Source organism: Nocardioides sambongensis, from assembly GCF_006494815.1.
In the GTDB taxonomy this organism is placed as follows: domain Bacteria; phylum Actinomycetota; class Actinomycetes; order Propionibacteriales; family Nocardioidaceae; genus Nocardioides; species Nocardioides sambongensis.
In genome coordinates, this window is sequence record NZ_CP041091.1 from 937,849 (window position 1) to 951,746 (window position 13,898).

A 13,898-nucleotide genomic window follows, 5' to 3' on the forward strand; every position below is an offset into this window, starting at 1 on the left:
GCCTCCCGTCCGCGCCGCCCCCGGCGAAGTGTCTCGTATCCGAGACAGCAGGGTCTCATGGGCCCTGGTCGCAGGGAGGGTTCGGGCATTGGATGGAGCCATGACCGCCCCCATCGCCGTCGGCACCGGCCCGGTGAGCCGTACCGACCTGTTCGCCGTCGCCCGCGACGGCGCACCCGTCCGGCTCACCGACGAAGCCCTGCTCGCCATCGACGGTGCGCGCACCGTCGTCGAGGAGCTCGCCGCGGGGGAGACGCCCGCCTACGGCATCTCCACCGGCTTCGGCGCGCTGGCCACCCGCCACATCGCCGAGGACCTGCGTGCGCGGTTGCAGCGCTCGCTGGTCCGATCCCATGCGGCGGGCTCGGGCCCGGAGGTCGAGCGCGAGGTGGTCCGCGGCCTGATGCTGCTGCGGCTCTCCACCCTGGCCACCGGACACACCGGTGTCCGCCGCGAGACCGCAGAGCTGTTGGCGGCGCTGCTGAGCCACGGCATCACCCCGGTGGTCCACGAGTACGGCTCGCTCGGCTGCTCGGGGACCTCGCCCCGCTGGCCCACTGCGCGCTGGCGCTGATCGGCGAGGGGGAGGTGCGCGACGCCGCGGGAGCGCGGGTGCCCGCCGCCGACGCCCTGGCCGCGGTCGGGCTGGAGCCGGTCGTGCTGGCGGCCAAGGAGGGCCTGGCGCTGATCAACGGCACCGACGGCATGCTCGGCATGCTGGTGCTCGCCCTGGCCGACCTGGACCGGCTGTTGCGCACCGCGGACGTCGCCGCGGCGATGAGCGTGGAGGGGCAGCTCGGCACCGACCGGGTCTTCGCCGCCGACCTGCAGGCGCTGCGGCCGCACCCCGGGCAGGCGGCCAGCGCGGCCAACCTGGTCGCGCTGCTGGCCGACTCCGGGGTCGTCGCCTCGCACCGCGGCCCGGACTGCAACCGGGTCCAGGACGCCTACTCGCTGCGCTGCTCGCCGCAGGTCCACGGCGCCGCGCGGGACACCCTGGACCATGCTGCCGCGGTGGCCGAACGCGAGCTGGCCAGTGCGGTGGACAATCCGGTCGTGGTGGACGGCCGGGTCGAGTCCAACGGCAACTTCCACGGCGCTCCGGTCGCCTACGTGCTCGACTTCCTGGCGATCGCGGTCGCCGACGTCGCCTCGATCAGCGAGCGTCGTACCGACCGGTTCCTGGACCGGTCCCGCAGCCACGGGCTGCCGCCGTTCCTCGCTGACGACCCGGGGGTCGACTCCGGGCTGATGATCGCCCAGTACACCCAGGCGGCGGTGGTCTCGGAGCTGAAGCGGCTCGCCGTCCCGGCCAGCGTCGACTCGATCCCCTCCAGCGCGATGCAGGAGGACCACGTCTCGATGGGCTGGTCGGCGGCGCGCAAGCTTCGGCGGGCGGTGGACGGGCTGACCCGGGTGGTGGCGATCGAGGTGCTCACCGCGGCCCGGGCCCTCGACCTCCGGGCGCCGCTGGAGCCGGCCGCAGGCACCGGGGCGGTCGTCGCCCTGCTGCGCTCGCGCGGCGTCGCCGGGCCGGGGCCGGACCGGCACCTGGCCCCCGACATCGAGACCTGCGTCGACCTCGTCAGCAGCGGCGCCGTGCTCGCCGCGGCCGCCTCGGCGATCGGAGACCTCCGGTGACCACCACGAACCCCCGACTCCCCATCCACGCCGCCACCGGCACCACGCTGACCGCGCGGAGCTGGCAGACCGAGGCCGCGCTGCGGATGCTGATGAACAACCTCGACCCGGACGTGGCCGAGGACCCCGCGGAGCTCGTCGTCTACGGCGGCACCGGGCGCGCAGCGAGGTCGTGGGAGGCCTACGACGCGATCGTGCGCGCCCTGACCGACCTGCACGACGACGAGACCCTGCTGGTGCAGAGCGGCAAGCCGGTCGGCGTGCTGCGCACCCACGTCTGGGCCCCGCGGGTGCTGATCGCCAACTCCAACCTGGTCGGGGACTGGGCGAACTGGGAGGAGTTCCGTCGGCTCGAGGACCTCGGGCTCACCATGTACGGCCAGATGACCGCGGGCTCGTGGATCTACATCGGCACCCAGGGGATCCTCCAGGGCACCCACCTGACCTTCGCCGCGGTCGCCGACAAGTGCTTCGGCGGGACACTGGCGGGCACCATCACGCTGACCGCCGGGCTGGGCGGGATGGGCGGTGCGCAGCCGCTGGCCGTGACCATGAACGACGGCGTCGCGATCTGCATCGAGTGCGACCCGCAGCGGATCGAGCGCCGGCTGCAGACCCGCTACCTCGACGTCCGGGCCGAGTCGCTCGACCATGCCCTCGAGCTGGCCGTCGCCGCCCGGGACGAGCGCCGCGGACTCTCCATCGGGGTGCTCGGCAACGCTGCCGAGCTGGTCCCGGCGCTGCTGGATCGTGGCGCTCCGATCGACGTGGTGACCGACCAGACCTCGGCGCACGACCCGCTCGCCTACCTGCCGGCCGGGGTGCCGTTCGAGGAGTGGCGGGCGCGCCGCGAGGCCGACCCGGACGGGTTCACCCGGCTGGCCCGGGACTCGATGGCCGCGCACGTGCGGGCGATGGTCGGGTTCGCCGACCGGGGCGCGGAGGTCTTCGACTACGGCAACTCGATCCGCGACGAGGCCCGCAAGGGCGGCTTCGACCGCGCCTTCGACTTCCCGGGGTTCGTGCCGGCCTACATCCGGCCGCTCTTCTGCGAGGGGAAGGGGCCGTTCCGCTGGGCGGCCCTCTCCGGCGACCCGGCCGACATCGCGGCGACCGACCGCGCGGTGCGTGAGCTGTTCCCGGCGGAGGCCGATCCGTCGTACGCGCGGCTGCACCGGTGGCTGGACATGGCCGCCGAGCGGGTGGAGTACCAGGGGCTGCCGGCCCGGATCTGCTGGTTGGGCTACGGCGAGCGGCACCGGGCCGGGCTGCGCTTCAACGAGATGGTGGCCTCCGGCGAGCTCCGTGCGCCGGTGGTGATCGGGCGCGACCACCTGGACTGCGGTTCGGTGGCCTCGCCCTACCGGGAGACCGAGGCGATGGCCGACGGCTCGGACGCCATCGCGGACTGGCCGCTGCTCAACGCCCTGGTGAACACCGCGTCGGGGGCCACCTGGGTCTCCCTGCACCACGGCGGCGGTGTCGGGATCGGTCGCTCGCTGCACGCCGGTCAGGTGGTCGTCGCCGACGGCACCCCGCTGGCGGCTGAGAAGATCGGGCGCGTGCTGACCAACGACCCGGCGATGGGCGTCATCCGTCACGTCGACGCCGGCTACCCGCGGGCCGCCGCGGTCGCCGAGGAGCGCGGCGTGGTGGTGCCGCGATGAGCTCCGGCGGCCCCGACTTCGAGCGGATGTGGGCGGAGCTCGCCCCCGTCGGCCGGTCGGCGCGCAGCGGCGGCTACTTCCGGCAGCCCTGGACCGCCGCCGAGACCGAGCTGCGGGGGTGGTTCGCCGAGCAGGCGCGCGACCGCGGCCTGGTGCTGGACGAGGACCCCTTCGGCAACCTGGTCGCCTGGTGGCGGCCGGCCGACGCGGACCCGGCGCGGCCCGCCGTGCTCACCGGCAGTCACCTGGACTCGGTCCTCGACGGTGGTGCCTACGACGGACCGCTCGGCGTCGCCTCCGCCTTCTGTGCCGTCGACCTGCTCCGCGAGCGGGGAATCCGTGCGCGGCGTCCGCTGGCGATCGCCGCGTTCGCGGAGGAGGAGGGCTCCCGCTTCGGCCGGGCGTGCCTCGGGTCGCGCCTTGCCGCCGGCGCCGCGGCCTGGACCGACGTCCGGGACCTCACCGACCGGGACGGCGTCCGGCTCGGCGACCTGCTGCCCGGCGGTCCGGCGGAGCCGTGGCTCGCCGGGATCGGCTGCTACCTCGAGCTGCACGTCGAGCAGGGCAGGGCCCTGGTCGACCACGACGCCCCGATCGGCGTCGCCGCCGGGATCTGGCCGCACGGGCGATGGCGGTTCGACCTGCAGGGTCGCGCCGACCACGCCGGCACCACCCGGATGGAGGACCGCGCCGACCCGATGCTGACCTATGCGATGACCGCCCTCGCGGCCAACAAGCAGGCGCGGCTGGCCGGTCAGCGCGCCACGTTCGGACGAGTGGAGGTGGCCCCGAACGGCACCAACGCGGTGCCCGGGCGGGTCCGCGCCTGGCTGGACGCTCGGGCGGACTCCGCCGATGAGCTGGCGGCGATGGTCGCCGCGATCGAGACCCAGGCCCGGGCGCGGGCGGACCGGGACGGCACCCGGGTCGAGGTCACCGCCGAGTCGGTCAGCGACGCGGTCGCCTTCGACGAGCCGCTGGCCCGGCGCGTCGTGGGGCTGGTCGCCGGCGAGGACCCCGGCACCGCCCGACGGATCCCGGTGCTGCCCACCCAGGCCGGCCACGACGCCGGCATCCTGCAGGCCGCGGGCATCCCGTCCGCGATGCTGTTCGTCCGCAACCCCACCGGTGTCTCGCACGCTCCCGAGGAGTTCGCGCCGATGGCCGACTGCCTGGCGGGGGTGGAGGCACTGGCCGACACGTTGGCGGGGCTGCTGCAGTGACCGGCGCGGCGTCGTACCTGTTGGAGCGGGCGTGGGTCGACGGCGCCGTGCACACCGACGTGCGGGTGGTGGTCGAGGACGGCCTGATCGCCTCCGTCACCCCCGACGGGTCGGGGCCGGCGGACCCGCGCGCCGAGGGGACAACCACCGCGATCCCCGGTCTCACCCTGCCCGGTTTCCGCAACACCCACAGCCACGCCTTCCACCGGGCACTGCGCGGTCGTGCCCAACGCGGCCCCGGCACCTTCTGGACCTGGCGCGAGCAGATGTACGACGTCGCCGCCCGGCTCGACCCCGACGGCTACCACCGGCTCGCGGTCGCGGTCTACGCCGAGATGCTGGCTGCGGGCTACACCGCGGTGACCGAGTTCCACTACCTGCACCACCAGCCCGACGGCACCCCGTACGACGACCCGAACGCGATGGGCCACGCACTGATCGCCGCCGCCGCCGAGGCCGGTATCGAGCTCACCCTGGTGGACGCCTGCTACCTGGCCGGTGGGATCGACCGCCCGCTCACTCCCGCCCAGCGCCGGTTCAGCGACGGCGACGCCGAGGCCTGGGCGGCCCGGATGGGGCGGATCGAGGGGGACCGGGTCGGCGGCGCGATCCACTCCGTCCGCGCGGTGCCCCGCGAGCAGCTGGGCACCGTCGTCGCTGCCTGCACGGGGCGACCACTGCACGCACACGTCAGCGAGCAGCCCGCGGAGAACCGGGCCTGCCGCGCCGCGCACGGTCTGACCCCGGTCGAGCTGCTCGCCCGGACCGGCGCGCTCGGGCCGCGCACGACTGCGGTGCACGCCACCCATCTCACCTCCGCGGACGTGGCACTGCTGGCGGAGAGCGACACCGAGGTGAGCCTCTGCCCGACCACCGAGCGCGACCTCGGTGACGGGATCGGACCGGCGCGCCGCCTCGCCGACGCCGGGGTTCGCCTGAGTATCGGCAGCGACAGCCACGCCGTGATCGACGCGTTCGAGGAGATCCGTGCCGTGGAGACCGACGAGCGGCTGGCGTCGCTGGTCCGCGGTCGGTTCCACGCCGCGGACCTGCTGGGGCTGGGTGGCGGCCGGATCGCGGCCGGTGCACCCGCGGACCTGGTCACGATCGACCTGCGCAGCCCGCGCACCGCCGGCGCCGGTGCCGACGAGCACGCCGCCGTCTTCGCCGCCACCGCTGCCGACGTGGTCCGGGTGATGGCGCGGGGTCGCGTGCTGCTCGGCGACGACAGCGGCGACCCCGGAGTCGCCCACGCCCACCGTGCCGACCTGGGTCGCCGGCTCGCCGAGGTCCTGGAGGACCTGTCCACCCACGGGGAGGCACCGTGACGGCGACGCTGCTGACCGGCATCGGTGAGCTGACCACCAACGACCCCACCCGTACGACGCCGGGCGACCCGCTCGCGCTGCAGCGGGACGCCGCCGTGGTGTGGGAGGCGGGCACGATCGTCTGGGTCGGCAGCGCGGACCGGGCGCCCGCGGCGGACGAGCGGATCGACGCCGCCGGTCGCGCGGTGCTCCCGGGGTTCGTGGACAGCCACAGCCACCTGGTGTTCGCCGGCGACCGCACCGATGAGTTCCGCGCCCGGATGGCGGGGGAGCGGTATGCGGCCGGCGGCATCCGCTCGACGGTCGCCGCCACCCGCGCCGCGACCGACGACCAGCTGCGCGCCAACCTGCACCGCCTGGTCGCGGAGATGGCACGGCAGGGCACGACGACGGTCGAGGTGAAGTCCGGCTACGGACTGACGGTGACCGACGAGGCACGGGCGCTGCGCCTGGCCCGGGAGGTCACCGAGGAGACCACGTTCCTCGGCGCCCATGTCGTCCCGGCCGAGCTGGAGCACGACCCGGCCGCCTACCTGGACCTGGTCACCGGCCCGATGCTGGAGGCCGCAGGGCCGCACGCGCGCTGGATCGACGCGTTCTGCGAGACCGGCGCGTTCGACGCGGACCAGGCCCGGGCCGTGCTGGCGGCGGGCGCCGCGGTCGGCCTGCGCGGCCGGCTGCACGCCAACCAGCTGGGACCGGGGCCGGGCGTCGCGCTGGCCTGCGAGCTCGGGCTGGTCGCGGTGGACCACTGCACCCACCTCACCGACGCCGACGTCACCGCGCTCGCCGACTCCGGCACCGTGGCGACCCTGCTGCCCGGTGTGGACTTCTCCACCCGCCAGCCCTACCCCGACGCCCGGCGGCTGGTCGATGCCGGCGTGCGGGTCGCCCTGGCCAGCGACTGCAACCCGGGGTCGAGCTTCACCAGCTCGCTGCCGTTCTGCATCGCCGTCGCGGTGCGGGACCTGGGGCTCACCGCCGAGGAGGCGGTCCGTGCCGCGACCGCCGGCGGCGCGGACGCCCTCGACCGGCCCGACCTCGGCAGGGTGGTGCCGGGGGCCCCGGCCGACCTGGTGCTGCTGGACGCCCCCAGCCACGTGCACCTCGCCTACCGCCCGGGAGTGCCGCTGGTGGCCCGTACCTGGCGCGGCGGACGTCCGGTCGCGTCCGCGGGCTGAGCCGGCAGCCCCGGGCCCGCGGATGGCGGGCGCTTGGCAGGGGATGGCAGGGGTTGGCAGGGGATCGCGCACCGCTGTCCGTCCTCGGCCTCACGCTCGGTCGCCGTCGCGGTCGAGGATGGTCGGCGATGAACGACGACGCCGTCCCCGTGATCACCCCGGACACCAAGGACTGGACCTGGGTCCTGGAGCGAGCCTGCCCCGAGTGCGGCTTCGACGCCTCCCGGATCGAGCCGACCGACGTCGCCGGGCTGCTGCGGGCCGAGCTGCCCCACTGGCGGCACGCCCTCGCCGCGCCGACCGCGCGCAGGCGACCGGCCGCGACCACCTGGTCGCCGTCGGAGTACGGCTGCCACGTGCGTGACGTCCACCGCGTCTTCGCCGGCCGGGTCCGCCGGATCCTCGACGAGGACGGCGCGGTCTTCGCCGACTGGGACCAGGACGCGACCGCGGTCGCCGAGCGCTACCACGCCCAGGAGCCCGCGACGGTGCTCGCCGGACTCCAGGCGGCCTCCGCCGACGTGTCCGCCGCCTACGACGCGGTGCCCGCCGACGCGTGGACCCGGGTGGGCGTGCGGAGCAACGGAAGCAGGTTCACCCTGGGCACGTTGGCCGCCTACCACCTGCACGACGTGGTGCACCACCGGTGGGACGTCGCCCGGTGCTCACGGCCGTGACGCGTCGGGGATGATGGGCAGGTGCGGCACACGGAGCTCTGGGAGCGTCTCGACCACCACCTGGGTGGTGCCTACGCGGGCAGTTGGGCGGAGCAGTTCGTGATCGGGTCGCTCGGCCACCGCACGGTGCGGGAGGCGCTGGACGCCGGCGTGCCGCCCCAGCAGGTGTGGCGCGCCGTGCACGAGGTCCTCGACCTGCCGGCCAGCGAGCGATGAGGACCCGGTGACCGGGCACACCGCACCCGCGGCACCCGACGCGGAGATCGAGCGGATCCAGCGTCGTACCGTCCGGGTGCTGGTGCTCACCCAAGCGGTCGGTGCGGTCGGGATCACCATCGGCGTCGCCACCGCCTCGCTGCTGGCCCGCGACCTCTCCGGGTCCGAGGCGCTCTCCGGCCTGGCCCAGACCGCACAGGTCCTCGGCGCCGCCGTGATCTCGTTCCTCCTGGCCGGCCTGATGCACCGGCGCGGACGACGTACCGGCCTCACCACCGGCTACCTGCTCGGCGCGGCCGGAGCGGGGTTGGCGGTGCTCTCCGGCGCCGTCGGTTCCATGCTGCTGCTGATCGCGGGTGCCGGGCTGCTGGGGGCGGCCACGTCGGCCAACAACGCCGCCCGCTACGCGGCCACCGATCTCGCCGGTGACCACGATCGCGCGCGCTCCCTCTCGATCGTGGTCTGGGCGACCACCGTGGGGGCCGTCGCGGGCCCGAACCTGTCCGGACCGGCCGGCGCGTTCGCCCGCGCCCTCGATCTGCCCGAGCTGGTCGGTCCCTTCCTGATCGCCGCCATCGGGATGGCCGTGGCGGCGATCGTGGTCTCGGTCGCGCTGCGCCCCGACCCGCTGCGGATCGCGCAGCAGCGCGCCGCGGATCCCGCGCACGACCCCGCCCACGACCCCGCCCACGACCCCGCGCCGCCCGCGGGCGGGTCCTCCTGGACGCGTGCCCGGGCGGCGGTCGCGGACCGCCCGGTGCTCGGCCACGCGATCGCGGGCCTGGCCCTCGCGCACGCCACGATGATCGCGGTGATGGTGATGACACCGCTGCACATGGACCACGGGCACGCCGGCCTGGAGGTGATCGGTGTGGTGATCAGCGTGCACGTGCTGGGCATGTTCGCGTTCTCGCCGTTGGTCGGCATGCTCGCCGACCGGGTCGGACGCGAGCCCGTGCTGGCCGGCGGCGGTGGCACCCTGATCCTCGCCCTGCTGCTCTGTGCGTCCGCACCGGCCGGGATGTCGTGGCAGATCACCGCCGGGCTCTTCCTGCTCGGCGTGGGCTGGTCGCTGGCGATGGTCGCCGCGTCCACGCTGGTCGCCGAGCACGCGCCGCTGCACGCGCGCACGGCGGTCCAGGGCACCTCGGACCTGGTGATGGGGGTGACCGCGGCCGGCGCCGGTGCGCTGGCCGGTCTGGTCGTCGACCTGGCCGGATACCCGACCCTCGCGCTCCTCGCCCTGGTCCTCGCCGGCGGCGTGGTGGCCGCCGGTCTCCGCGCCGGTACGACGTCGGCCCGGTCCCTCGACCTCGCGTGAGCGTGGATCCGACACGCCGCGCCAGGTGCATGCTTCGAACAGGTGTTCGTCTATCGTTGGGACGACAACGAAACACCGTTACCGCGATGCGCCGAGTCGAGCGTGCTTCCTGGGGACAACACGCGCTTGCGCCGGTGCCCTCCACAGGTCCATGGCGGTCACCACGATCTGTCGGAGGACAGGACTAGCGTCCAACGCGAGATGACCCGCAAGAACCGCACCAAGACTTCCACGTCCACGCAGCACCCCAGCACAAGGAGATCCGACATGGCCGCTGACGACCGGCTGAAGGCGCTCGACACCGCGCTGCTCAACATCGAGAAGGCTCACGGCAAGGGCTCCGTGATGCGGCTGGGTGACGACGCCCGTGCCCCGCTCGATGTGATCCCCACGGGCGCGATCGCGCTCGACGTCGCCCTCGGCCTCGGCGGCCTGCCCCGCGGCCGTGTGGTCGAGATCTACGGCCCGGAGTCCTCCGGTAAGACGACCGTCGCGCTGCACGCGGTGGCCAACGCCCAGCGGGCCGGCGGCATCGTCGCGTTCATCGACGCCGAGCACGCCCTCGACCCGGAATACGCGAAGGCGCTGGGCGTCGACACCGACGCCCTGCTGGTCTCCCAGCCGGACTCCGGCGAGCAGGCCCTGGAGATCGCGGACATGCTGATCCGCTCGGGCGCGCTCGACCTGATCGTCATCGACTCGGTCGCCGCCCTGGTGCCCCGGGCCGAGATCGAGGGTGAGATGGGTGACAGCCACGTCGGCCTGCAGGCCCGCCTGATGAGCCAGGCGCTGCGCAAGATGACCGGTGCGCTCAGCCAGTCCAAGACCACCGCGATCTTCATCAACCAGCTGCGCGAGAAGATCGGCGTCATGTTCGGTTCGCCGGAGACCACGACCGGTGGCCGGGCGTTGAAGTTCTACTCCTCCGTGCGGCTCGACGTGCGCCGGATCGAGACCCTCAAGGACGGGACCGACATGGTCGGCAACCGCACCCGGGTCAAGGTCGTCAAGAACAAGGTCGCGCCGCCGTTCAAGCAGGCCGAGTTCGACATCATGTACGGCCAGGGCATCAGCCGCGAGGGCGGCCTGATCGACGTCGGCGTGGAGGCCGGCCTGGTTCGCAAGGCCGGTGCTTGGTACACCTACGAGGGCGACCAACTCGGTCAGGGCAAGGAGAACGCCCGCAAGTTCCTCAAGGACAACCCGGACCTCGCCAACGAGCTGGAGAAGAAGATCCTGGAGAAGCTCGGGGTGACGCCGAGCGTCGAGGACGACCTCACCGACGACCCGATCGGCGTCGACAGCTTCTGATGTCGGCGCAGCGACGGCGTGCTTCCGGCGGCCTAGGCTCGCCGGGGGCCCCGGCGTCCGACCAGCCTCCCGTGCCCGAGCAGGACCCGGAGCCGGACCACGAGGCGGTCGCGCGCAAGATCCTGCTCGACCAGTTGACCGGGCAGGCGCGCAGCCGTCACGAGCTCGCCGCTCGACTGGCCCGGCGCAACGTCCCCGACGACGTGGCGGAGCCGTTGCTCGACCGGTTCACCGAGGTCGGCCTGATCGACGACGAGGCCTTCGCTCGCTCCTGGGTGGACAGCCGCCGACGGACCCGGGGCCTGGCCCGACCCGCCCTGGCCCAGGAGTTGCGCCGCAAGGGCATCGACAACGAGACGATGCAGACGGTCCTCGACGAGGTCGACCCCGGCGACGAGGAGGAGTCCGCCCGCCTCCTGGTCCGCAAGAAGCTGCGCTCGCTGCGCAACGTGGACGAGACGGTGGCGGCACGCCGGCTGACCGGCATGCTCGCCCGCAAGGGTTACTCCGCCGGGATCGTCTACACCGTGGTGCGTCAGGAGCTCGGTGCCTCAGAATGGCAGAGTGACTCCTGAGAGCGGCACGGATCGCGAGATCCTGACCTACGACCTCTTCGGCACCGCGGTGCGCGACCTGGCCCACCAGATCGTCGACGACGGCTACGAGCCCGACATCGTGCTCGCGATCGCGCGCGGCGGTCTGGGCCTCGCGATGGGGCTGGGCTACGCGCTTGACGTGAAGAACCTCTCCGCGGTGAACGTGGAGTTCTACACCGGCGTCGACCAGCGCCTCGACGTGCCGATGATGCTCCCGCCGACCCCGGCGGCGATCGACCTGACCGGCCTCAACGTGCTGATCGCCGACGACGTCGCGGACACCGGCAAGACGCTCGAGGTGGTGCGGGACTTCTGCGCCGACCACGTGGCGCAGGCGCGCACCGCCGTCATCTACGAGAAGCCGTGGTCGGTGATCCGGCCCGAGTACGTCTGGCGACGCACCGAGCGGTGGATCGACTTCCCGTGGTCCGCGACGCCGCCGCTGGTCGACCGGCGCGGCGGCGCCGCGCACTGATCGCATGGCCGCCGGCACCGACCTGACGGCGCCGTCGGAGGGCACGCCGACGGTGCTGCTGCGGCCGATGGAGCGCGGTGACCTCGCCCACCTGCTGCGCTGGTTGCTCGATGCCGAGGTCGCCCGATGGTTCCCCGGACCGTCGGGGGAGCCGTTGAGCCTGGCGCACGTGGAGGCCGAGTACGGCCCGCGGCTCGAGCCGATCAGTCCGATCAGGATGTGGGTGGTGGAGGCGAACGGCCGCTCGGTCGGTTTCGTCCAGGACTACCGGATCCGCGACCATCCCGACGGCGGCGCGCACCAGCCGCCGCCGGACGCGGTGGCCGTCGACTACGGGATCGGCGAGCCGGCTTGGCGCGGCCGGGGCATCGGCGCGCTGATGCTCACCGAGTGGTTCCGGCTGGCCCGTTGGCACCATCCCGACGCCCCGGCCTACTTCGCGGCCGTCGATCACCGCAACCGAGCGTCGCGGCGACTGCTGCGGGGGGTCGGCTTCGTCGAGGGCCTGTGGTTCGACCAGCCCCGCCCGGACGGGGGCACGGTGACCTTGGTCGGGCACCTGCGCGCGCCGGAGGTGGTTGGATGACGCCCATGACGAGCGACACCGTCTCGGCCTTCGCCGCAGCGCTCCGGGTGCCACAGGGTCCGGTCGACCTGACCGCGCTCGCCACGCACACCACTCCCGCCTTCGACGGCGGGAAGGCCGAGGGCCGGTCCGCGCTGGAAGCGCTCGGCCCGGAGCTCGCCGACCTGCAGGAGCAGCTCTTCGCGAACGGGCGCACGGGTGGTGCATGCCGGCTGCTGCTGGTGCTGCAGGGGATGGACACCTCCGGCAAGGGCGGCACCCTGCGCGCGACCGTCGGCCTGGTCGATCCCCAAGGCGTGCGGATCACCTCGTTCAAGGCGCCCACCGAGGAGGAGCGTGCCCACGACTTCCTGTGGCGCGTCGACCGGGCGCTGCCCGTCCCCGGGGAGATCGGTGTCTTCGACCGCTCGCACTACGAGGACGTGCTGATCGGCCGGGTGCGGCGACTCGCGCCCGCTGCCGAGATCGAGCGGCGCTACGCGGCGATCAACGACTGGGAGGAGATGCTGGCGGCCGGCGGGGTGACCATCGTCAAGTGCATGCTCCACATCAGTCGGGACGAGCAGAAGCAGCGCTTGCTGGAGCGCTTGGACCGTCCCGACAAGCACTGGAAGTTCAACCCCGGCGACATCGACGAGCGTGAGGTGTGGCCGGACTACCGGCGCGCGTACGAGATCGCGATCGAGCGCACCAACACCGACCACGCTCCGTGGCACGTGATCCCGGCCGACCGCAAGTGGTACCGGAACCTCGCCGTCGCCGAGCTGCTCCTCGGAGCGCTCCAGGGCATGGGCCTCACCTGGCCGGAGGCGGACTTCGACGTGGAGAGCGAACGGACCCGACTGCTCACCGAGGGGTGAGCGGCCGGGCCCGTCACGGACGACCCGTGGAAGGCTCGGGCCGCACCGACTCAGTAGGAGTAGGTGTAGAACTTCTCGGACTGGCTGGTCGCGAAGCCGCCGCCGGCAGCGATCTTGATCTGCCAGTAGTACTTCCCGTTGCGCGGGGCCGGCAGACCGACCCGGAAGGCGCTCTTGCGGTTGGTGCGGACGGTCCGCCAAGGCTTGTAGGAGCGCCCCTGCTTCTTCAGGATGGTGACCTTGCCGCTGTACTTCGGGGCGACCTTGCCAGCCAGGACGACCTTGTTGCCGCCGACGTCCTTGTAGCTGATCTTGCGCTGGACCGCGACGGCCTTGGTGGCCGAGGACCCGGTCCAGGTGGTCGAGCTGCTCGATCCGCCGCTGTACACGGCGCGGTAGCTCGCGTTCTTCACGGCCTTGGTCGAGCCCGAGAGGCCGGAGTAGGTCGACGTGGCGACGGTGGTCCAGGTGCTCTGGCCGGCGAGCTTGCGCTCGACCTTGACCGTGCCGTAGTACGGGTCGTCGACGCCCGGGGTGGTGCTGACGACGTCGATCGAGAAGTAGATCGTGTCACCGGCGGCGGCAGGTCCGGGCTGCGACTTGTAGGAGGAGCCGTAGAGCCAGCTCTTCGAGCTGAAGCCCACGATCTTGGTGGAGCCGGTGGCGGCGGAGGCCGGAGCGGTGCTGACGGCACCCAGCGAGACGGTGGCGACGGCCGCCGCGAGGGCGGTGCCGAGGAGTCGGCGCATACGCATGGAGTTGGTCTTTCTTTCCCGTGATGTCAGGCGCCGCGATCGCGGAGCCGGGTGGTCGGGC

The 13,898-nt window shown here is 73.4% G+C and carries 13 protein-coding genes and 1 pseudogene; 13 read left to right on the forward strand and 1 reads right to left on the reverse strand.

The window, feature by feature from the left end; translation table 11 throughout:
- The first annotated feature begins 100 nt into the window (after nucleotides 1–100).
- The 13 genes and pseudogenes from hutH (at nucleotide 101) to FIV43_RS04355 (ending at nucleotide 13,082) form a co-directional block, all read left to right on the forward strand.
- Nucleotides 101–1,641 (forward strand): annotated as a pseudogene (gene hutH, locus FIV43_RS04295) (histidine ammonia-lyase).
- Complete coding sequence (gene hutU / locus FIV43_RS04300; RefSeq protein WP_141013135.1) at nucleotides 1,638–3,308, forward strand: urocanate hydratase; 1,671 nt, start codon at nucleotides 1,638–1,640, stop codon at nucleotides 3,306–3,308. Before hutH ends, hutU begins: the two are co-directional and overlap by 4 nt.
- Nucleotides 3,305–4,531, forward strand: coding sequence for an allantoate amidohydrolase (locus tag FIV43_RS04305; RefSeq protein ID WP_141013136.1), 1,227 nt, complete (start codon nucleotides 3,305–3,307; stop codon nucleotides 4,529–4,531). The genes hutU and FIV43_RS04305 overlap by 4 nt, the downstream gene beginning before the upstream one ends.
- Nucleotides 4,528–5,859, forward strand: coding sequence for a formimidoylglutamate deiminase (locus FIV43_RS04310; RefSeq protein ID WP_196780976.1), 1,332 nt, complete (start codon nucleotides 4,528–4,530; stop codon nucleotides 5,857–5,859). Before FIV43_RS04305 ends, FIV43_RS04310 begins: the two co-directional genes overlap by 4 nt.
- On the forward strand, nucleotides 5,856–7,040 hold the full coding sequence (gene hutI / locus FIV43_RS04315) for an imidazolonepropionase (RefSeq protein WP_141013137.1): 1,185 nt from the start codon (nucleotides 5,856–5,858) through the stop codon (nucleotides 7,038–7,040). The genes FIV43_RS04310 and hutI overlap by 4 nt, the downstream gene beginning before the upstream one ends.
- 128 nt (nucleotides 7,041–7,168) lie before the next feature.
- Nucleotides 7,169–7,717 carry a DinB family protein gene (locus FIV43_RS04320; RefSeq protein WP_141013138.1) on the forward strand — a complete coding sequence of 183 codons (549 nt, stop codon included), beginning with the start codon at nucleotides 7,169–7,171 and terminating at the stop codon, nucleotides 7,715–7,717.
- A gap of 21 nt (nucleotides 7,718–7,738) precedes the next feature.
- Nucleotides 7,739–7,933 carry a DUF3046 domain-containing protein gene (locus FIV43_RS04325; protein WP_141013139.1) on the forward strand — a complete coding sequence of 65 codons (195 nt, stop codon included), beginning with the start codon at nucleotides 7,739–7,741 and terminating at the stop codon, nucleotides 7,931–7,933.
- 7 nt (nucleotides 7,934–7,940) lie between these two features.
- Nucleotides 7,941–9,254, forward strand: a complete 1,314-nt coding sequence (locus FIV43_RS04330) for an MFS transporter (protein WP_231123685.1) — start codon at nucleotides 7,941–7,943, stop codon at nucleotides 9,252–9,254.
- A 267-nt stretch (nucleotides 9,255–9,521) separates the two neighbouring features.
- Nucleotides 9,522–10,565, forward strand: coding sequence for a recombinase RecA (gene recA, locus FIV43_RS04335; RefSeq protein ID WP_141013140.1), 1,044 nt, complete (start codon nucleotides 9,522–9,524; stop codon nucleotides 10,563–10,565).
- 71 nt (nucleotides 10,566–10,636) lie between these two features.
- Nucleotides 10,637–11,140 carry a regulatory protein RecX gene (locus tag FIV43_RS04340; protein ID WP_231123686.1) on the forward strand — a complete coding sequence of 168 codons (504 nt, stop codon included), beginning with the start codon at nucleotides 10,637–10,639 and terminating at the stop codon, nucleotides 11,138–11,140.
- Nucleotides 11,130–11,636 carry a phosphoribosyltransferase gene (locus tag FIV43_RS04345; RefSeq protein WP_141013142.1) on the forward strand — a complete coding sequence of 169 codons (507 nt, stop codon included), beginning with the start codon at nucleotides 11,130–11,132 and terminating at the stop codon, nucleotides 11,634–11,636. The genes FIV43_RS04340 and FIV43_RS04345 overlap by 11 nt, the downstream gene beginning before the upstream one ends.
- Before the next feature lie 4 nt (nucleotides 11,637–11,640).
- On the forward strand, nucleotides 11,641–12,222 hold the full coding sequence (locus tag FIV43_RS04350; protein ID WP_141013143.1) for a GNAT family N-acetyltransferase: 582 nt from the start codon (nucleotides 11,641–11,643) through the stop codon (nucleotides 12,220–12,222).
- Nucleotides 12,223–12,227: 5 nt separating this feature from the next.
- A complete protein-coding gene (locus FIV43_RS04355; RefSeq protein WP_196780977.1) occupies nucleotides 12,228–13,082 on the forward strand; it encodes a polyphosphate kinase 2 family protein in 855 nt (284 codons plus the stop codon).
- 50 nt (nucleotides 13,083–13,132) lie between these two features.
- Here the strand turns inward: FIV43_RS04355 and FIV43_RS04360 are convergent, their stop codons facing one another.
- Nucleotides 13,133–13,837, reverse strand: coding sequence for a hypothetical protein (locus tag FIV43_RS04360; RefSeq protein ID WP_141013145.1), 705 nt, complete (start codon nucleotides 13,835–13,837; stop codon nucleotides 13,133–13,135).
- Nucleotides 13,838–13,898: the final 61 nt, after the last annotated feature.

What these genes read in the sequence shown, in the direction of transcription:
- recA (WP_141013140.1), top strand. Translation starts at nt 9,522, where the DNA reads ATGGCCGCTGACGACCGGCTGAAGGCGCTCGACACCGCGCTGCTCAAC.
- FIV43_RS04320 (WP_141013138.1), top strand. Translation starts at nt 7,169, where the DNA reads ATGAACGACGACGCCGTCCCCGTGATCACCCCGGACACCAAGGACTGG.
- FIV43_RS04360 (WP_141013145.1), bottom strand. Translation starts at nt 13,837, where the DNA reads ATGCGTATGCGCCGACTCCTCGGCACCGCCCTCGCGGCGGCCGTCGCC.
- FIV43_RS04355 (WP_196780977.1), top strand. Translation starts at nt 12,228, where the DNA reads ATGACGAGCGACACCGTCTCGGCCTTCGCCGCAGCGCTCCGGGTGCCA.
- FIV43_RS04305 (WP_141013136.1), top strand. Translation starts at nt 3,305, where the DNA reads ATGAGCTCCGGCGGCCCCGACTTCGAGCGGATGTGGGCGGAGCTCGCC.
- FIV43_RS04350 (WP_141013143.1), top strand. Translation starts at nt 11,641, where the DNA reads ATGGCCGCCGGCACCGACCTGACGGCGCCGTCGGAGGGCACGCCGACG.